The following is a 19265-nucleotide window of genomic DNA, read 5'->3' as shown; positions in this document are numbered from 1 at the left end:
ATCGGTGCCGACGGTGGAATCGTCGTCGCCTGCCGGCAGCTATGGGCGCGGCGTCGGTGTCGGGGTGGGCGATGGGACGACGTAGTGTGCGATCGTGCCTTCCACGCCGACCGCCCAGCCGTCGCGGCCGTCCGGGCTGAACCAGACGCTGTTCAGGTCCTTCGTCACGCCGGTGACCGCGAACGTCTGCCAGCTCGGACCGCCGCTCCAGAGATAGATGCCGCCTCGCTCGCCGACGGCCCAAATTCGGTCCTTGGCGAGCATCTTCACGCCCAGCAGATCGCGTCCGCTCGTGCTCGGCTTGTTGTCCATGCGTGACCAGTCCCCGGTCGGATCGCGCAGCCAAACCGTGCCGGTCGGGCCGACGGCCACGCCGTCGCCCGACGGCAGGACGTCCACGCTGTTGAGCGCACCCGACTGTGTCCCTGGCGACCAGGCCGTGCCGTTCCAGTTGTAGATCCGCGAGCCCGTTCCGCCGTTCTGGACGGCCACGGCGCTCGTGTCGGACAGCATCGCCACATCGGCGTACTTGTGCGACGTGTTGTTCAGGTCCGACGCCGACTGCTTGGCCCAGGTCGAACCGTCGAAGAACTGGCGGCTGCCGTTCGTCTTGCCGACGATCCATCCGCGAATGCCTTGCGTGCCGCGCACCATCGCCACCGCCGACCAGTTGTCCAGGTTCTCGGTCGCCATGCTGGACCACGACTGGGCCCCGTCGCGCGTCCGGATCAACGTGCTCGACTGCCCGAGGTAGTCGCCGACGATGTAGCCGTTGCGGTCGTCGAGCATGACGACCCCGTTCAGCATCCGCCCGGGCTGCACTGCCGCGCTGGTGAACTCCACGCCGTCCCAGATGAGCACCGTGCTGTTCGCGCCAACCAGCACCGCAAGTCCGTTCGACGCGCCGCTGACGCCCGTGAGCGTATTGCGTGTGATCTGCAAGGACCGGTTCACGTTCTGCCACTCGCCCGACGGGAACGAGCCGGCCGTCGGCGACGGCGTGACGCCGGGCGCCGTGGTCGCCGACGCGGTCGGCGAAGGCGTGCGGCTCGCGGTCGCCGTCGTCGTCGACGTCGCGCTGGCCGTACCGCCCGCCTGCGTCGCCGCGGTCGTCGATGTGGCCGACGGCGTGCCGGGGGTGGCCTGTTGGACGTCCGTCGGGGACGGCCCGATCGTCGGCACGACGGGCCCCGTCGGGCTCGCCGTCGGCGGGCGGAGGGTCGGCGTGGACGACGGGTCGGCCGTGCTGCGCGGGATCGTCGGGCGGGGCGTCGTGCGCTTGGGGCAGCCGGTGCCGCTGCAGAAGCGACGGCTGTAGGGCAGGTAGATCGAGCACCAGCCCCCGGCACAGGTCGACGGCGCCGGCGTCCCGGTCGTACCGCCCGACTGGGTGCGTGTCGGCGTCGGCGTGGCGCCGCGCGTGGCGGTGCGGGTCGGGCTGCCCTCCAACGTCGGCGTCGGCTCGACGGTGTTCACCGGCGTGCTGGATGGGGTGGCCGAGGGCGTGAACGTGGGCGCTGGCGTCGCGGTGGGCGGGATCGTGAACGAGAAGATCGTCACGCCCGCGTTCATGGTTCCGAGGTAGACCCCGTCCCCAAACGGCGCGAGGCTCGTCACGTTCAGCGACGACATCGGCGTGTTGGACGGGTTGTAGGCATACCAGTCGACGCCGTCGAACAGGCGAACCCCGCCGAAGGGCGGAACGAGTCCGAGGCCGCGTCGATTCATCGATACCCATACCGCGCCGTGCTTGTCGAGGGCGAGGGCGTTGACCTCCCCCTCGTTCAGCCACACGCGGCTCTGCCACGACTCCTTCGTGCAGTTGTCGAGGCCGCACCAGTTGAGGGCGGCATTGACGCCCCGGCCCTCGGTCCAGTGGAACTGGCGCGGCACGGCGTCCCAACCGCCCAGCCAGGCCAGGTTGTGCACACGGTCGGCCAGGATCGCGTTGAACGTGCCGAGGCCATAGCCCTTGATCAACGCGCCCTGATCCTTCTTCCAAGCCGTCCAGTCCGTTCCGTTCCAGCGCGAGGCACCGCCGCCGAACAGGACCTGGGAGATCGTTCCGTCGGGCGCCTCGTTGTTCTTCTTCGTCGGGAAGTGCGCCGCCCAGACATTGCCGTTGGCCGGGTCGACATCGAGGTCGGCCACGCCGTTCGAGCCGAGTTTGGCGCCGCTGCCGCCCTGTGGCGGAATGTAGTAGTGCGTGAACTTGCCCGTGGCGGGGTCGAGCACCGAGATGCCGTCGCCCTGCGTGCTGTCCTGATCGCCGAAGCCGATCCAGATCCGGCCGATCAGGTCCACCGTCACGGTCTTGACCATCTGATCGAGCAGCCCGCTGCTGTCGATTGCGCCGATGGGTTGCGTGTACACGAACCACTCGCTGCCGTTCCACACCCCGAGGCCGCCGTCCAGCCAGCACTCCGGAGGGTTGCTGCACTCCCGGTCCGACATCCAGATGCTCTCACGACCGCCGACGTAGACCTTGCCGTCCTTACCGAACGCGATCTCCGAGGCCTCGTTGGACGCCGGGCCGCGATCGATCAGGTAGATCGGGGTGTTGATCGGCACGTCGCGCTGCAGGTTGGGCTGGATCGTGATCCAGGGCCCGAGGCCGTTGGCGCCGGCCTTGAAGGCCGTCACGCGGTAGCGTGTCGGGTCGTCGCCGATGACGATGTAGCGGTTCGAACCGCTGAAGATCGCATCGAAGGCCGCCTTGTCCGACAGCTTCACCGGAATGTTCACGAGGCGGGTCCCGGCAGCGGTTGCCGTCTTGACCTGCGTCACCTCGCGACCCGGTCCAAACGCCTTCCACCAGTTCCAATTGCCGTCCGGCTTCTGGCGCGCCACGCCGCGATTCTTGAGGGCGTACCAGACGTCGCCCGACACCGGGTCCTGCTTCACGTCGGCGATCTGATTGGACGGGAGCCCGTTCGCTGCGGTCATATACGGAACCCAGGTCAGCGTCCCCGGCGTGAACTCCGCCACGCCGTAACCGTCGCCGGCCCGATCGTCGCGCGTACCGATGATCGCTTTCGTGGCGCCGGGTTCGACGACGATCGCGCTGACCAGCACGTTCGTCTCGCCCTCGATCTGACCGGAAAACGTGAAGAACTGCCACTCGTCGTCGGAGATCCACGGCGTGTAGGAGATCGACGAGTCATCGAACGTGTTCTTGTGGCACAGGACGGCGATGCCCTGGCCCACGGACGGCCCGCTGCCATGCCCGATCCAAAGGCACCCGTTTTCGTCGATGTCGACCGAGAACACGTGCTTGCCGCGCAGCCCTTCCACCTTCTGCACGCCGCTGCGCACGACGGTGGTGTAGCGCGGCAGGCTCGTGCAGGACTCGCGCTGCGCGAGCCCCTTGCGAAAGAGGAGCAGGCCTCGGTCGAGCGTCGCCACCCACATCCGCCCCTCGACATCCGCGCGGAGCATGCTGATCGAGTCCGAGTAGCACTGCGACGACGCGACGCTGCCGCCGCTGGACGATTCCTGTCGATACGCGGACCACTTGGCGCTCTCCACGGTGCCGCCGCTGGTGGCCACACTGTCCAGGTCCGTCACCGCCACGCCGCCGCCGGCGGGCACCCAGGCATCCACGCAGTCGGAACTGCCGCCTTCAGGGCAATAGTGTTGCCAGACCTCGTAGCGCTTCGTGCCGACCCAGAGGTTGCCGACGGTGTCCAATGCGAGGTCGGTGATGTTTTCGCTCGGGACGGTCTTGAGCGAGGACGGCTCGCCGCTCACACTGGCGTGCACCTGGTACGACCATGCGTTCGTCGCCGGGTCGTACATCGCCAGACCCGCCGCCGTGAACGCCCCATCCTCGGTGCGCCGGACATGGCGGAGCTTGGGATCCCATTCCTGTCCGAAGCCCACCCAAAGCCTGCCGTCCGGCCGGCGCAGCACGGCCGTGACCACCCGGCCCGGCATCCCGCCAACCTCGCCCGCCACCGGCCGGATGACGTCGAACCGGTCGACGGACGGGAAGAAGTGCACCAAGCCACCGGCCGTGCCGAGCCAGTACGAGCCGTCGCCCACCGCTTCGATATCGTGGACGACGTTCGACGGCAGCCCGGACTGCGGCGCAAGGTACTGCTTGTACGTCCCGGCATCGAGGTCCCAGCGCACCAAGCCTCCGCCGTCGGTGGCGGACCACACGATCCGGCCCTCGCGCAGCAGCCGATTCACACGGTCGCCGTTCGCGACGGTCTGCCACGAGCCCGTGGCCAGCGGACCGCCCGTCGTCTGGTCGTTGGCGCCCTGCGCCGTCACCGTCCGGCCGTCCTGCGCGTCGCCGAACTGCACGCCGACGACCGGCGCGAGCGTGGCGAACAGCGCGGCCGTGAGGCCGCCGACGAGCACGAAGCGACCGAGGCGCTGCGCGATTGGAGTCGTTCGGGGGTCTGAACGCTTCACTGGGCTACCTCTCACGCAACGCTGCGCGGTGCCGCTGTTGGCGACGCCGCGCAGCGCAATCTTTTGGTGAACGACGGCCGATCGCAGGCAGATGGCGCAGCGGTGACGGCCGCCGGCGGGTTCACAGTTAAGACGCCGCGAACGCTGGCAGGATACGGTCGCGGTGGACGCCGCAACATCGGTCGGGGGCACGGCGCCCGAGGACTAGCCTACACGATGCGACGGCGCCGTGCCAAGCCGCCGCCGTCTGGCGCTGACGCCTCTCAACGACTCGCCCAGGGCAAGTGGACGCGGCCGGCCGGTGAGCCGTCCGGCGTCGCGAAGGCCGTCGGTGTCACCGACGGGCCGGGCGACGAGGTTTCCGTCGGCGGCGGATCGATCAGCCGGCGCTCGAGCCCGATGACCCCGCTCCCGGTCGCCGCCACCCAAGCCCGGTCACCCGCGCCGAGCGCAACGCCCCACGCCCGCTGCGCCAGCACGATCTCGTCGACCGTCACGGGCGCCGCCGGCCGGCGGACATCGACGAGCGTGACGCGTCCGCCGTCGGCCGGACCGCCGCCGTCCGCCTGGGCGATCCAGACGCGCTGCCCTTCCGCGTCGAAGGCCACGTCGTACGCCGCGCCGGCGGTGGCCAGCGAGCCGAGCGCCTTCGGCGCGGCCGGATCGGACACGTCGACGATCACGAGACCGCCGGAGTTGTCCGCAATGTACGCGCGTTTCGTGGCCCCGTCGACGGCGATGCCGTACGCCCTGACGGACGTGGCAAATGAGCCCACCTCGTGCGGGGCCGTCGGGTCCGCGATGTCGATGATTCGCAGGCCACCGGGGCCGTCTGCAACGTAGGCGGTCAAGTTGTCGATGGCGATGTCCGCCGCCCAGCCCGGCGTCGTCAGCCCGCCGATCACGCGCCACGTCTTGTCCGGCATCTGGGCCACGGCTCGAATGCCGTGCCCGGGGTCCCCGTTCTCGAAGTCCTCGTTCCACTCGCCGACCCAGACGATGTCGCCGCTGACGGCGACGCTGTATGCCTTGCCGCCCGGCGCCGGCAGGATCACGCCGACGAGCACGGGCACCGCCTCGACGTCCGGTCGCGCGAAGATCTGCAGCCCGGCCGTGCCGGTCGCGACGGCCAACACGTTGTTGTCCGCGGCGACGGCGAGGGCGGTGCCGGCGGTGGAGAGCGTACCAAGGATGACCGGCGCGTGCGGGTCCGCGATGTCCAGAATGTGCACGCCGACGCCGTGCGCGGCGACGAACGCACGGTCACCGTTCACCGCGATGTCCAGCGCCGGTGCCGCCGCGGGCAGGCGTGCGGCGACGACGAGCCCTTCGTCGAGCGAACCGCGGTGCGGGGAAGCATGCACGTCTGGCGGAGCCGCGGCACACCACGTCGCCACCGTTGCGAGCGCGACGGCGAGGGCGAGGGCGAGGGCCGTGCGTGTCGACGTGGGCGTGGGCGTGCGCGGAACGGCGACCCACCGGGGCCGGTTCGCCACGTCAGGCACCACCGGACGCACTCTCGGCGACCCCTGCACGCTGCCGAACACGCCGGACCTCGTCGGCGATCGCCTGCCACGTCAGTCCGTACTTGGCGAGGACGTCGGCCGGCTTGCCGCTTTCGGCGTACGTGTTGTCGACGCCGACGAAGCCCATCGGGCACGGCGCGCGGCGGGCGACGGCGCGGGCGACGGCGCTGCCGAGACCGCCTTCGATGAGGTGCTCTTCGGCGGTCACGATGGCGCCCGTCTCGCGCGCGGCGGCCTCGACGGCCGCCTCGTCCAGCGGCTTGATCGTGTGCATGTCCAGCACGCGGACGTCGATACCCTCGGCGGCGAGGGCGTGCGCGGCCTCCAGCGCGGCGGAGACCATCAAGCCGCAGGCGATGACGGTGGCGTCCGAGCCGGCGCGGACGACTTCGGCGCGGCCGATCCTGAGGTCGACGTCCGCCGGATAGATCGTCGGGACCTTCGGGCGCCCGGTGCGCATGTAGACCGGGCCGACGTGGGCGACCATCCGGGCGGTGAGCGCGCGTGCGGCGGCGGCATCGGCCGGGCAGAGGACGGTCATGCCGGGGATGGAGCTCATGAGCGCCATGTCCTCGATCCCCATCTGGCTCGGCCCGTCGTCGCCGATCGAGATCCCGGCGTGGCTGCCGACGAGCTTCACATTGGCGCCCGTGAACCCGACACCCATACGGATCTGGTCGTAGGCGTTGCACGTCAGGAAGGCGGCGAAGCTGGCCGTGACGGCGATGTGACCGCACGCGGCGAGCCCGGCGGCAACGGAGACCATGTTGCTCTCGGCGATCCCGACCTGGAAGAAGCGCTCCGGAAAGGCCTGGGCGAACACCTCGGTCCGGGTCGAGTTGCCGACGTCGCCGTCGACGACGACGAGATTCGGGTAGGCCGCGCCGAGGTCGCGCAGCGCTTCTCCGAAGGCATTGCGGGTCGGTTCGCCGAGCGGAAGGCCGATGGCGGCATCGTGGTTCATATCGCCTCCGTCGGGTAGGGCGCGGCGTCGATCTCGGCGATCGCGATCTCGGCTTCGGCGGGCTTGAGCGGCACGCCGTGGAACTTGTTGCCCGGGTCGGCGAGGATCTGCGACACACCAAAACCCTTCCGGGTTCTGGCCACGATGACGGTCGGCCGCCCCTTGCGCTCGCGCGCCGCGCGGAGCGAACCGAGGACCTCCGGCCAGTCGTGGCCGTCGATCTCGAGCGTCCGCCAGCCGAAGGCCTCCCACTTGGCGGCGAGCGGCCCGGTCGGCATGACGGCGTCCGCATCGCCCATCTGCTGGTAGCCGTTCCGATCGACGATGGCGACGAGGCTGTCCAGCGCGTACTTGGCGCCGGCCATCGCCGCCTCCCAAACCTGCCCCTCGTCGAGCTCGCCGTCGCCGAGGAGGACGACCGTGCGGCGGTCGGAGGCGGCCAGCCGCCCGGCCAGCGCCATGCCGACGCCGATCGAAAGGCCTTGGCCGAGCGAGCCCGTCGAGGCCTCGACCATCGGGACGCGGCGCATGTTCGGATGGCCCTCCAGCCGGCTGCCGATCGTCCGCAGGTCCATGAGTTCGTCCCACGGCAGGATGCCGGCCTCGGCCAGCGCGGCGTAGAGGATCGGCGCGGCGTGGCCCTTGGACAGGACGAAGCGGTCGCGGTCGGGCATGTCGGGGCGCAGCGGATCGTAGTGCATCAGGCCGGCGAAATAGAGCGCGGTGACGAGGTGCGAACAGCTGAGGCACGTCGACGGATGGCCGCTCTCGGCGGCCGTGGTCATCCGGATGCTGGCCACGGCCAGCCGGCGCCGGACGGCCTCTAGGTCGGCGATGGAATGGTGGTCGTGGTTGGGGGTCGCCATGCGCGGCGGTCGCTCCGTCGAGGGGTGGGGGTTCACGAGGTCGGGAAGGCGCAGTTGGCACGGGTGATGGCGGACGCCACTAACCGGCGGCGATGTGCTCGCCGTACGCCCCGGGGGACATGAGGCCGTCGAGTTCGGCCGGTGCGGACGGTGCAAGCGTGATCATCCAGCCCTCGCCGTACGGGTCGGTGTTCACAAGCTCGGGCGTGTCGGCCAGGGCGGGGTTGATGGCCACCACGGTGCCGGTCAGCGGGCTGTAGAGGTCACTGGCCGCCTTGACGCTCTCGACGACACCGAACGGCTGCATCGCCACCAGCGAGGCACCGACCTTGGGCAGCTCAACGTAGACGACGTCGCCCAGCTGCTCCTGGGCGAAGTCCGTGATGCCGATGGCGACGTGGCCGTCGGCGGCATCGCGGACCCACTCGTGCTCGGCGGTGTAGCGCAGATCGGGTGGAACTGACATCTCGCTTGCCTCTCTCGTGTCGTGTTGCGCGGGTCGACGGCCGACCGCGTCGATGATGGTCCGGGGTGAACCGGCCGCGACGGGCTCGCGGCGGACTAGATGTGGAGCGGCAGCCCGCCGACGCCGAGGGCCGCCTCGTGCACCGCCTCGGACAGCGTCGGGTGGGCGTGGACGGCGGCGGCGAGGTCGTCGGCGGTCAGTTCGGCAGACCGGGCGAGGACGAGCTCGTGGATCAACTCGGTCGCCTCGGGGCCGACGATCGTCGCCCCGAGGATCTCGCCGTACTTCGCGTCCGAGACGATCTTCACCCAGCCGTCGTATTCGGCGATCGCGACGGCCTTGGCGATGGCGATGAACGGGAACTTGCTGACCTTGATGTCCAGCCCCGCCTCGCGCGCCTTGGCCTCGGTCAGGCCGATGGACGCGACCTGCGGCTGGCAGTACGTGCAGTTCGGGATGAACGAGGCGTCGATCGAATGCGTCGCGAGGCCGGCGAGCATCTCCATGACCTGGACGCCTTCGTGGCTGGCCTTGTGCGCCAGCATCGGCGGCCCGGCGACATCGCCGATCGCGTAGATGTTGGGCACCGACGTGCGCAGCTGGTCGTCGACCTTCACGAAGCCGCGCTCGAGCGCGACGCCGACGGCTTCGAGACCGAGGTTGTCCGTGTTCGGCGCCCGGCCGATCGCCACGAGGACCTTGTCGCCCTCGAGGACCTCGCTGTCGCCGCCGGCGACGGGCGTGACCGTCAGCCGCACGCCGTCGGCCGTGACCTCGACGTTCTCGACCTTGGTCGCGGTCTTGATCCGGATGCCGCTCTTGCTGAAGTGCTTCGCCACGAGCTCGGACGCCTCGGCGTCCTCGAGCGGCAGGACGCGGTCCAGCATCTCGATGACCGTGACGTCGGCGCCGTAGGCGTGGTAGACGTAGGCGAACTCCATCCCGACCGCGCCGGCGCCCATGACGAGCAGGCGCTTGGGCACTTCGCCCAGCTTCACCGCGTGGCGGCTCGTGATGATCCGCTCCCCGTCGGCCGTCATCCCAGGCAGCAAGCGGGAGCGCGAGCCGGTGGCGATGATGAGGCTCTTCGCCGTGATCACGATCTCGCCCGCGTCGCCCGCGACGACGACGGTGTTCGCGTCGCGCACGCTGGCGCTGCCGATGACGACGTCCGTGCCCGCCTTGCGCAGCAGCCCCTCGACGCCCCGGTTCATCCGCTTCACGACGCCGCGCGAGCGGTCGACCGCCTTCGCCCAGTCCAGCGTCACGCCCTGGACGCCGATGCCGAAGCTCTCGGCCTTGTCCTGGACGAAGTGGACCATCTCGGCGTTCTTGATCAGCGCCTTCGTGGGGATGCAACCCCAGTTCAGGCAAACGCCGCCGAGGTTCGGGTCACGGTCGATGACGACCGCCTTCAGCCCGAGCTGGCCGGCGCGGATGCCCGCCACGTAGCCGCCCGGCCCGGCGCCGATGATCGCGACGTCGTACGACTTCGCCGCGGCGGCCGAACCGGCCCCGTCCGCTGCTTTCGAATCGGCCACTTTCGAATCGGCCACAAATGCCTCCGGTGCTAGACGAGCATCCCGAGCGGGTGCTCGAGGAGTTGCTTGAGCGTGACCAGGAACGCCGCCGCCGAAGCGCCGTCCACGACGCGGTGGTCGGCCGAGAGCGTGACCTTCATCACCGATCGAACGACGATCGCACCGTCCACGACGACCGCCGACGGCACGGCGGCGCCGACCGCCAGGATACACGCCTCGGGTGGGTTGATGATGGCGGTGAAGCTCTCGACGCCGAACATGCCGAGGTTGGTGACGGTGAACGTGCTGGCCGTGGCCATGTCGTCCGCCGTCAGCTTCCCCTCGCGCGCCCGCTGCGCCTTGCCGGCGATGTCGGCGCCGATCTCGCCGAGCGGCCGAACGTCGACGTCCGGTGCGACGACCGTGATCAGGCCGTCGTCGAGCGACACCGCGACGCCGATGTGGATGCGGTCGTGGCGGATCCGCGCCCCATCGTCCCAGCTGACGTTCAAGAGCGGGTGCGCCCGCAGCGCCCTGCCGCATGCCTTCACGACGATGTCGTTCACGCTGACCTTGCCGCCGCCCGTCGCGGCGAGCGCCTCGTTCACTTGCGCACGCAGCGCGAGGGCGGCGTCCATCTCGATGGCCATCGTGACGAAGATGTGCGGCGCGGCCTGCCAGCTCTGGGAGAGGCGCTGGGCGATCATCGTTCGAATGCGCGACAGGGCCTCGCGCTCGCCGGCGGGCATCGGGGCGGGTGCGGCGGGTCGAGCGGCTGCTGCGGCGGCGACACCTGTGGCGACCGCCGTCGCCGGCGCCGCTGCGACGCTCAGCACGTCGTCGCGCGTGATCCGGCCGCCCGGTCCGCTGCCGGCCACCGCATGGAGGTCGACGTTGCGGTCGGCGGCGATGCGGCGGGCGAGAGGGGAGGCGCGGAGGCGGCCGTCGGCGGGCGGTGCGGCGGAAGGCGTGGCGGCGGCGGGCGTCCGCAGCGGTTGCGCCGCGACACCGTTGGTCGCCGGCAATGGCGACGCGGGGGGGGGTGACGCGGGAGCGGTCGTCGTCGGGCCGGCCGAAGGCGTCGGGGCGGCCGCAGGCGGCGGAGCCGTTGGCGACGGGGCGGTCGTCAATGTCTCCACGGGCGCGGCCTCGGGCGGCGCAGCGCCGGTCGTCGGTGCAGGCGCCGCGGGCACGTCGATCGTCTCGTCGGCGCCGGCGATGATCGCGATCACCTGCCCGACGGGCACCGTGGCGCCTTCGGCGACGACGATCTTGCGCAGGACGCCCTCGTCGAAGGACTCCATCTCGATCGTGACCTTGCCAGTCTCGATCTCCGCCAGGATATCGCCCTTGGCCACGGCGTCCCCTTCGGCTTTGAGCCACTTGAGGACCGTGCCTTCGGTCATGTCGTAGCCCATCTTGGGCATTGTCACTTCAGCGGCCACCGGCGGCTCCTTGCCCTGCTCAGGCTAGCGGACGATGCCGTTGGCTTTGAGCGCCGCGAGGACGCCCTCCGCCGAGGGCCACGCGGCGCGCTCGAGGTTGGCGGCGTAGGGCATCGGCGCCTCGGCACCACCGACGCGGACGATCGGCGCGTCGAGGAAGTCGAACGCATGCTGCTGGACGCGTGCCGCCACTTCGGCGCCGATACCGTAGCTCTGCCACGGCTCCTCGACGATGCATACCCGGTTCGTCTTCTTGACGCTCTCGACGATCGTTTCGTGATCCAGCGGCCGCAGCCAGCGCAGGTTGATCACCTCGGCCTCGAGCCCGAACTCCTTGGCCAGCCGCTCGGCCGCTTCGAGGGCGATGATGAGGCCACGCGAGTACCCGACGAGCGTCAGCCCGCCGGCCGCCCCGACGCGCTCGACGTGCGCCTTACCGACGGGCAGCGTGTAGTGGCCGGTGGGCACCTTGCCTTTGGCGCGGTAGAGGAGCTGGTGCTCGTTGAAGAACACCGGGTCCTCCATTTGGAGCGCCATCGCCAGCATACCCTTGGCGTCGTACGGCGTGGCCGGGGAGGCGACGCACAGGCCCGGGACGGCGGCGAACATCGCGTCGAAGTGCTGCGAGTGCGTGGCCCCCAGGCGCGTGCCGCCGGCGTTCGCCCGGAAGACGACGGGCGCGCTCGTCTGGTCGCCGAACATGCTGCGCACTTTTGCGGCATGGTTGATGATCGCGTCCGAGGCGAGGAGGGCGAAGTTCACGGTCATGAACTCGGCCAGCGGCTTCAGCCCGCCCATCGCCGCGCCGGTGGCGATCCCGCCGATCGCGCCCTCGGCGATGGGGGTGTCCCGCACGCGATCCTGGCCGAACTTGGCCGGCAGGCCGCGCGTCACACCGTACGCGCTGCCGTAGTGGTCGATGTCCTCGCCCATGACGAAGGCCGTGGGCGTGCTATGCATCCAGTGGTCGATCGCGGCGTTCAGCGCCTCGCTCATCGACAGGTCGGCCGTCGGCGCGTCGGCGGCCGGGGGCTCGGCGGCGGGCGGCGGGACGGTGATGTAGGCCATGAGATCCGACAGCGGCGGCTCGGGGCTGGCCGTGGCGAAGGCGACGGCATCCGTCACGGTCTTCTCGTTCACCTTCACCATCGCCGCGAACTCGTCCTCGGTCAGGTGATCACCTTCGATGAGCGCGTGCTTCAGTTGCTCAATCGCATCGCGCTTGCGCCACTTCTCGATCTCGTCCTTCGTGCGGTACAGGTCGGGATCGGCCATCGAGTGCGCCCGATAGCGGTACGTCATCACCTCCAGGAACTGCGGCTCGCGCGTCGTGCGCGCCCGCTCGACGGCCGCCGACATCGCCGCGTGCACCGCCAATACGTCCATCCCATCGCACGTCTCGGCCTCGATCCCGAACGAGCGCCCCTTGTCCGCCATGTTGTGCACGGAACTGTGGAACGCCAGCGGCGTGCCCATCGCGTACAGGTTGTTCTCGACGACGAACACGACCGGCACGTGCCAGAGCTTGGCGAAGTTCATCGTCTCGTAGAAGTAGCCGATGTTCGTCGAGCCCTCGCCCAGGAAGCAGACGCCGATCGAGTCGACGTCCTCCTTCATCACCGTCCGCTTGTACTCCGTGGCGAACTGGTACCCGACGGAGACCGGCAGCTGCCCGCCGACGATCGCCCAGCCGCCGAGGTAGTTGTGCTCCTTGGAGAAGAAGTGCATCGACCCGCCGCGCCCCTTGCAGACGCCGTCGACCTTGCCGAACAGCTCCGCCATCAGCGCGTTGGCCGGCACGCCCCGCGCCAGGGCATGCCCGTGGTCGCGGTAGTTGCCCATCGCGAAGTCGTCCGGCCGGACGGCCGACAGGACGCCGACGCCGGAGGCCTCGCAGCCGTTGTAGAGGTGGAGGAAGCCGGCCACGTTGCCGCGGGTGTACTCGCGGGCGGCCGCGTCCTCGAAGGTGCGGATGAGGTGCATGAGGGCGAGCATGTCGCGTTGGGCGGGGATGGAGGGGGGCGCGGAGGGCGACGTCGACGCATCCGCTGCGGCGGCGCGCGTGCGCTTGGCGCCGTTGGCGCGAGGGGCGGCGGCCTTGGCGGCGGCGGGGGCGCGCGGGGGCTTCGTCGTCGCCATGGGCGGGTCTCCTGCGCGGGGGTGCTCGGGGTGGGCGCAGCGACGTCGGGGCGGGCGGCGGACGGGGACGTCGGGCGGGGCGATGATAGGGGAGCGGTGGGGGGAGGGTCAAGAGGGGGGCGGGTTGGTAGCTACCTTGCATTGCACTATAGTGGGGGCGACGTGCGAGGAGGCAACGAGACGATGACGACAACCCGTCGTGGTGACGCGGCAGTCGGCGCGGTGTGCGGGGCGGTGGCGGCGGTGGTGGCGACGTTCACTGCCGGGTTCGTGGTGCCTTATGTCGGCGGCGCAGACCACGCATGGACCGCCGCCGACCTGTACGAGTTTGTCCTCTTTGGACTCCTTGGACTGGTCTATGTCGGATGGTTGACCGTGCCCATCGGCGCCGCACTGGGGTCGGTCGTCGGCGTCCTCGTGGGTCGGCGATTGCTGGAGCCGACCGGCCTGTTCGCGTCGATGTCCATCGGTGCGCTGGCAGTCGGGTTGGCCTTGATGATCAGCAGTGGGTTCGACGAGTTGGCGATGGCCTCGGCCATCGGCGCATTGCCGGGTGCCCTCGGCGGCGGTGCCGCGTGGTTCGTGGCGCGGCGGATCACACGGCGACACGATCGGGCGAGCGGGGTGGAGACGGACGAGTCGGATGGGGCGAGCGGCGAGGATGGTGGGTGACGGGGCGGGGCGGGGTTGGTGAGATGGCTGGCGGGTCTCAGTGAGAACGGGGTTGTGTCTCACTGAGATCGGGGTCGGATCTCACTTAGACCTTGGACGTGTCTCACTGAGACGTTGGGGCTGGCTCGGCGAGGGGCTCGGGGAGCCGGTCGGGCTTTCCCACCTTGCCGCGCTGCGCGCGGCCTGTCCACCCCACCGCGCAGCAGTTCCCAGAGCATCCGCTCCGCCACCGTCGCTCGTCGCCGCAAGCTCTTGGCGGCCTCGCCCACAACGTTCGTCACCTCTCTCCTTTGCCGTTCCACATCTTCCTCCCAACCAAGTCAACAGGCGCACGCGCGGTCGGTGACCCGCCATCACCACTCCCCTCGGCCAAGGCAGGACCCTTTCTCCCGCCCCCGCGGGAGAAAGGTGGCAGCGCCGCAGGCGCTGACGGATAGAGGGAGAGCCTACCCCCCCCCGTTTCCCCACCGTCCCCCCTCACCCCAACATCCCCCGCCCCCGCGCCACCGCCACCGCCCGCGTCCGACCATCCGCCCCCAGCTTGCCGTAGACGTTCGTCAGGTGCCGCTTCACGGTGGCGACCGAGATCACGAGCCGCTCGGCGATCTCCTGGTTCGTGAGCCCGTCGGACACGAGGCCAAGGACCTCCCGTTCACGCGCCGAGAGCCCGAACGCGGCGCCGGCCCGCGGCTCGGGCGGCATGGACTGACCTGATGAGCCGCCCGGCGCCCCTGAAGCGAGCGCCGCAAGAATCCGCTGTGCCGTCGGCGCCTGCAACCCGCCCACGGTCACGACGCTTTGGAGCAACCTCCGCATCGACGGCCCGCCGATGGCGAACGACCGCACATAGCCGTCGCGCTCCGCGTCGTCGAGGGCAGCGGCGAGGAGCACGCGCGCACTGTCCAGTCGGCTCCGCGCTGAGCGGATGAGCGCCAGGAGTACGCGCAACCGGGTAGCGGCGAGCCCGTTCCCGGTGGCTTGGCATTCGGCGACGCGCGGCGCGATGATCGCGTCGGCCTCGGCGGGGCGCCCTTGAAGCAGCAACACGGCTGCGCTGAGCATCGCGGCCGAGAGGCTGGGCGGCTCTGCGCCGGGATCACGGGCCGCTGCGTCGCGCGCCCGCTCAAGGGGCGATGGCGGCGGCCGGTCGGCCGGCGTCGAGTTCGAGCTCAGCGCGGAACTGCGCCAGGTCCGCCAGGAGAGCCGGCTCCTTGGCCACCTCAGCGGCCTCGTCCACTGCCTCGATCGCACCGGCGTGGTCACCTGTCGCCGCGCGGACGTCGGCGCGCAGGAGGAGGCCGGTGAAGGTCAGGACGCGCGTCGAGGCGCGTCGACCGGCGGCGATCGTCTGTTCAGCCGCGGCGGCAGCTGCGACGAGGTCGTTCCGCTCGAGATGGATGTGGCCGAGAACGACGCCGGCGCGGGCCGTCGCCGGCCAGCCGGTGCCGCCAACGGATTCGGCACGCGCCAACGCCTGATCCGCGACCGTTGCCGCATCGGTCAGGCGGCCGGCCAGGAAGAGCGACTCGGCCAGCATGGCCCGCGCGAAGATGGCGGCTTCCGCCCGGCCCGCGGCTTCGGCGTCGACGACCGCCGCACGAAACGTGTCGATCGCCGCCGGCACGTCGCCGCGCAGGTGATGCGCCGCGCCCACCGCCAGGGCGACGTCGGCGCGCCAGATCGAGCCCGGGCCGAGGGTTTCGAGCGCCACCGCGCTGTGGCGAAGCGCGGCGTCGACATCGCCGTCCCAGCTGGCCATCTGGGCGCGCAGGGCGGCGGCTGCGCCGAGCGCCTCGGCGTGCGCGGCCGGCGACGCATCGTCGGCCGCACCGCCGGTGGACGCGAGCGCCGCCTCCGCATCGCCAAGCCACGGCTCGGCCGTCGCGCGCGACTCGGCGGCGAACAACGCCCAGGCCATCGCGACCATGAGCCTCGGATCTGCGCGCAACGTGCCGTCGGGCAGGGCGCGCAACCAACCGAGGACCGTCGCCGCCTGCCGGCCCGTCAGCCGACCGGGGGCTGCCTGGCCAATGAGGTCGGCCGCGAGCGCCGCGTCGGACTGCAGCGCGTGGGCAATGGCTTCGTCGAAGTCATCGTTGGCTGCGAACCAGGCGGCGGCGCGCTGGTGGAGGACGGCGGCGCGGTCCGGCGCGGTGCGCTCGAGCCGGTGGCGCAGGCGGTCGGCGAAGAGGCGATGGAAGCGGTACCAGCCACCGGCGTCGTCGAGCGGCTGCAGGAACAGGTCTTGGCGGACCAGGCGATCGAGCCACGATGCGCTCTCGCCGGGCGGCACGGCGCGCACCGCATCGCACAGCGTCGGGCTCATGCGGTCGAGGATCGCCACGTCCAGCAGGAACGCAAGGACGACCGGCGGCTGGCGGTCGATGACCTCGGCATCCAGATAATCGAGGATGAAGCGGTGGTCGCCGGCGAAACGCGCGACGGCCGCGGCAACGTCCGGCTGTCCCTGCAGCGCCAGCGCCGCGGCCTGCACGCCCGCCGCCCACCCCTCGGTGCGCGCCTCGAGCACCGCGGCCTGAGCGCCGGTCAGCGCGACGCCGGCCACCTTGGCAACGACGGCGGTCAGCACGTCGCGGTCGAGACGCAGGTCCGCCTCACGGACTTCGGCGAGCGCACCGGCGAGCCGCCACCGCGCCAGGGGCAGCGGCGGGTCGCTGCGCGCCGCCAGGATGAGGGTGATCGCCGGCGGGCGTTCGGCGACGAAGGCTTCGATGCCCGCCCAGTGCGCGGCATCGGTTAGTTCATGCACGTCGTCCAGCACGATCACGGACGATCGTTCGGCCTCGAACAACGCCCCGGCCAGCGCGTGAGCGACCGGGAGGATGGCATCGGAGGCGCGCGCGCCGACCGACCCCGCGCTGCGCAGGGCGGTCGGAAGCACGGCGTCCACAGCGCCGGGTGCGAGCGGTCGGACGGCGGCAGCGAGATGTGTCGCAAACTGCAATGGATCGTGGTCGCGCGGACCGACGGCCAGCCAAGCCACCGCGCGGCGGCTCGCTGCGGCCCACTCGGCGAGCGCCGTCGTCTTACCTGAGCCTGCCGGTGCGCTGACGAGCACGAGACCGCCGTCCAGCGCCGCCTCGATCCGCGCCACGAGTGCCGGACGGGGGACGGCACGCCGCAGCGGCGGCGGCGGGGCGAACGAATTGTCGGGCAGTCGATCGTTCAGGTTGGCCATCCACAGATGATGGCCAACCGTAGCACATCGCAGAGCGGTCGAAGGGCGACGCGTCCGTGGTTGCGCGATCAACCGCGCCCGACAGCGGCGCTTCAGCCATCGGTTGTGCATGCGTTGAGCGAGACGTCGTCGAAATAGAACCACGTCGCGTCGGCAGCATCCGTCTCCACGCGCACGCGCACCCGGCTGAACGTGTCGCGCTGCAGCAGCGTCGTCACGTCGGCTTGCCGGACGTGCCACTTCCACGGTGCATTCCAGCTCTCGTCGTTCAGCCGCAGCGGCTCGGGCCGGACCTCGCCGTGTGTGCCCTCCATGACCACGGCGAACGTGTCGTCCGCATGACGATTGCGCGGGCCGTTCGTCACGATGACGACCGCCGCCGAGAGCGTGGCCGACAGGATCCGCGCCGGGTCGACGTTGACCAGCGCGTCGGACCGCAGGTCCATCGTCGAGTCGTCCAGCGCGCCGAGCCATGCCGCATACGTGCCGCTGTGCGGCGCGAAGCCGAGGCGCGTCGCGTTTTGAATGGCGCTCGCCGCCTGCTCGCGCATGCCGTTGACCATCAGGGACCACCGCTTCGCGCCCGCCTCGAAGTCGCCGTTCGTGATGAGCTCTTGGCAGTGGAGCGGCGGGGGCGCGGTCGGCGACGGCGTCGTCGTCGCGGTCGGCGTCGGCTCCGACGTCGGGACGTCTGACGGCGCGCCCGTCGGCGCTTCGGTCGGCGCCGTCGTCGGCTCGTCCGTCGGGATGGCCGATGGCGGCGGCGGCGACGGCGGCACATCGGTCGGGCTCGGCATCGCCGTCGGCACGGAGCCGCCGTTCGGTCGCAGCGCGTTCACGGCGGACCATGGCAGAAAAGCGCGCTGGCCGGCGGCGGACGCGTGCTCGGCGGCGCGCGTCGAGGCGGCGGCACCGTGAGCGGCGGCGATGACGGCAGCCAGCAGCGTGGCGGCGCCGACGCCGAGCGCGAGCGCACGTGCGGGCGAAGTCCGCCACAGCGGGACGGCTGGCGGGGCGGTTCGATGGGCGGCGGACACAGGCAGAGGGGGTTGGCGGCGGTTCAAGACGGACTCCTCGTCGTAGAAGATCGATGCGTGCCGACGTCGGGCACGGCGGCCGCAACCAACGTAATCGAGAGGCACGGCGGCGTCATGGCGCGCAGGTCGTACGGGAGGGTCGTAGTTCGACGGTCGCAGGGCGAGGGTTGTCGCGGCAGTTGCCCCGATTCCCGGCGTCCCCGTACACTCGGTCGACGCTTTGTCATCCTTCCGTCGCCGGCGCCGTCCATCACGGCACAGTCGTCATCGACGGTCACGCACTGCAGCAGGCTGCCCACCCGCCATGCTGGACCCCCGCGAACAGTCCTTCGTCGACGCCGAACCCGACCCCGCTCGCCGCGAGGCCATGCGCTGCGCCCTCGTCACCTACCGCCAGCCCGACACCCTCGCAATCGGCGACCCCGTGCCCACCCTGCGCCTCGCGCGCCTCGGCTCCGGCCGCCGCGTCCGGCTCGACGCCCCGCGCCGCCGCCCCCTCGTCCTGTTCTTCGGCAGCTACACCTGACCGCCGTTCCGTCGCCAGTCTGGCGACCTCGAGCGGATGTACCGCCGGTTCCGGCGCGCGGCCAACTTCTACGTCGTCTACATCGCCGAAGCGCACGCGGTGGACGGCTGGCAGACGGACTCCAACGAGGCCGAGGGGGTCCGCATCCGCCAACCGGTCGAGTTCGCGGAGCGCTGGGCGGCCGCAGAGCGGTGCGCCGAGGCGCTCGGGCTGTCGATCCCGACGCTCGTCGACGGGATGGACGACGCGGCGCGGACGGCGTTCGCGGCTTGGCCGGAGCGGATCTTCGTCTTCGACCGGGGCGGACGGCTGGCCTACATGGGCGGGCCGGGGCCGTTCGGGTTCAAGCCGGAGGAGGGGCGGGCCGCGGTGATCGATGTCCTGGCGGCGCAGTCCAGTTGATTGCGCCCCCGCCCCGTGCATGGCACCATGCCGCGCGCCCGACATTCCGTCGCCCGTTCCACACCGCATCGCCTACCCGTC

At 71.0% G+C, this 19265-nt stretch carries 14 protein-coding genes; 3 read left to right on the top strand and 11 right to left on the bottom strand.

The window, feature by feature from the left end; translation table 11 throughout:
• Window positions 1-39: 39 nt before the first annotated feature.
• The 8 genes from IPG72_05870 to pdhA all read right to left on the bottom strand — a co-directional run bounded on the left by IPG72_05870 (window position 40) and on the right by pdhA (window position 13348).
• Complete coding sequence (locus tag IPG72_05870) at window positions 40-4422, bottom strand: hypothetical protein (protein ID MBK6768549.1); 4383 nt, start codon at window positions 4420-4422, stop codon at window positions 40-42.
• Between the two features lie 263 nt (window positions 4423-4685).
• On the bottom strand, window positions 4686-5918 hold the full coding sequence (locus tag IPG72_05865) for a hypothetical protein (protein MBK6768548.1): 1233 nt from the start codon (window positions 5916-5918) through the stop codon (window positions 4686-4688).
• Between the two features lies 1 nt (window position 5919).
• Window positions 5920-6912, bottom strand: a complete 993-nt coding sequence (locus IPG72_05860; GenBank protein ID MBK6768547.1) for a transketolase family protein — start codon at window positions 6910-6912, stop codon at window positions 5920-5922.
• Complete coding sequence (locus tag IPG72_05855; protein MBK6768546.1) at window positions 6909-7778, bottom strand: transketolase; 870 nt, start codon at window positions 7776-7778, stop codon at window positions 6909-6911. The genes IPG72_05860 and IPG72_05855 overlap by 4 nt, the downstream gene beginning before the upstream one ends.
• 79 nt (window positions 7779-7857) lie before the next feature.
• On the bottom strand, window positions 7858-8244 hold the full coding sequence (gcvH, locus tag IPG72_05850) for a glycine cleavage system protein GcvH (GenBank protein ID MBK6768545.1): 387 nt from the start codon (window positions 8242-8244) through the stop codon (window positions 7858-7860).
• A gap of 95 nt (window positions 8245-8339) precedes the next feature.
• Window positions 8340-9785 carry a dihydrolipoyl dehydrogenase gene (gene lpdA, locus IPG72_05845; protein MBK6768544.1) on the bottom strand — a complete coding sequence of 482 codons (1446 nt, stop codon included), beginning with the start codon at window positions 9783-9785 and terminating at the stop codon, window positions 8340-8342.
• Between the two features lie 29 nt (window positions 9786-9814).
• Window positions 9815-11191 carry a 2-oxo acid dehydrogenase subunit E2 gene (locus IPG72_05840; GenBank protein ID MBK6768543.1) on the bottom strand — a complete coding sequence of 459 codons (1377 nt, stop codon included), beginning with the start codon at window positions 11189-11191 and terminating at the stop codon, window positions 9815-9817.
• A gap of 42 nt (window positions 11192-11233) precedes the next feature.
• Window positions 11234-13348: a pyruvate dehydrogenase (acetyl-transferring) E1 component subunit alpha gene (gene pdhA / locus IPG72_05835; GenBank protein ID MBK6768542.1), complete on the bottom strand. Its 2115-nt coding sequence runs from the start codon at window positions 13346-13348 to the stop codon at window positions 11234-11236.
• A gap of 183 nt (window positions 13349-13531) precedes the next feature.
• Here pdhA and IPG72_05830 point away from each other — a divergent pair, with 183 nt between their 5' ends.
• Complete coding sequence (locus IPG72_05830; protein MBK6768541.1) at window positions 13532-14020, top strand: hypothetical protein; 489 nt, start codon at window positions 13532-13534, stop codon at window positions 14018-14020.
• Window positions 14021-14497: 477 nt separating this feature from the next.
• On the opposite strand, the gene IPG72_05825 is transcribed toward IPG72_05830, so the two are convergent.
• The 3 genes from IPG72_05825 to IPG72_05815 form a co-directional block, all read right to left on the bottom strand.
• Entirely contained in the window at window positions 14498-15067 is a 570-nt protein-coding gene (locus IPG72_05825) for a hypothetical protein (protein ID MBK6768540.1), read from the bottom strand.
• Between the two features lie 76 nt (window positions 15068-15143).
• Window positions 15144-17219, bottom strand: a complete 2076-nt coding sequence (locus IPG72_05820; protein MBK6768539.1) for an AAA family ATPase — start codon at window positions 17217-17219, stop codon at window positions 15144-15146.
• Between the two features lie 92 nt (window positions 17220-17311).
• Complete coding sequence (locus IPG72_05815; GenBank protein MBK6768538.1) at window positions 17312-18283, bottom strand: hypothetical protein; 972 nt, start codon at window positions 18281-18283, stop codon at window positions 17312-17314.
• Window positions 18284-18560: 277 nt separating this feature from the next.
• Between IPG72_05815 and IPG72_05810 the strand changes: the two genes are divergently transcribed.
• Window positions 18561-18782 (top strand): hypothetical protein, encoded by a 222-nt coding sequence (locus tag IPG72_05810; protein ID MBK6768537.1) that lies wholly within the window; start codon window positions 18561-18563, stop codon window positions 18780-18782.
• 36 nt (window positions 18783-18818) lie between these two features.
• Complete coding sequence (locus IPG72_05805; GenBank protein ID MBK6768536.1) at window positions 18819-19184, top strand: hypothetical protein; 366 nt, start codon at window positions 18819-18821, stop codon at window positions 19182-19184.
• The last annotated feature ends 81 nt before the right edge of the window (window positions 19185-19265 follow it).

It is taken from the genome of Candidatus Avedoeria danica (genome assembly GCA_016703025.1).
In the GTDB taxonomy this organism is placed as follows: domain Bacteria; phylum Chloroflexota; class Anaerolineae; order Epilineales; family Epilineaceae; genus Avedoeria; species Avedoeria danica.
This window is presented reverse-complemented; position numbering and strand designations above follow the sequence as displayed.

Excerpts from the sequence above, each read along its gene's own strand:
- IPG72_05860 (MBK6768547.1), bottom strand. The coding sequence starts at position 6,912 with ATGAACCACGATGCCGCCATCGGCCTTCCGCTCGGCGAACCGACCCGC.
- IPG72_05855 (MBK6768546.1), bottom strand. The coding sequence starts at position 7,778 with ATGGCGACCCCCAACCACGACCACCATTCCATCGCCGACCTAGAGGCC.
- gcvH (MBK6768545.1), bottom strand. The coding sequence starts at position 8,244 with ATGTCAGTTCCACCCGATCTGCGCTACACCGCCGAGCACGAGTGGGTC.
- IPG72_05840 (MBK6768543.1), bottom strand. The coding sequence starts at position 11,191 with ATGCCCAAGATGGGCTACGACATGACCGAAGGCACGGTCCTCAAGTGG.
- pdhA (MBK6768542.1), bottom strand. The coding sequence starts at position 13,348 with ATGGCGACGACGAAGCCCCCGCGCGCCCCCGCCGCCGCCAAGGCCGCC.
- IPG72_05830 (MBK6768541.1), top strand. The coding sequence starts at position 13,532 with ATGACGACAACCCGTCGTGGTGACGCGGCAGTCGGCGCGGTGTGCGGG.
- IPG72_05820 (MBK6768539.1), bottom strand. The coding sequence starts at position 17,219 with ATGGCCAACCTGAACGATCGACTGCCCGACAATTCGTTCGCCCCGCCG.
- IPG72_05810 (MBK6768537.1), top strand. The coding sequence starts at position 18,561 with ATGCTGGACCCCCGCGAACAGTCCTTCGTCGACGCCGAACCCGACCCC.
- IPG72_05805 (MBK6768536.1), top strand. The coding sequence starts at position 18,819 with ATGTACCGCCGGTTCCGGCGCGCGGCCAACTTCTACGTCGTCTACATC.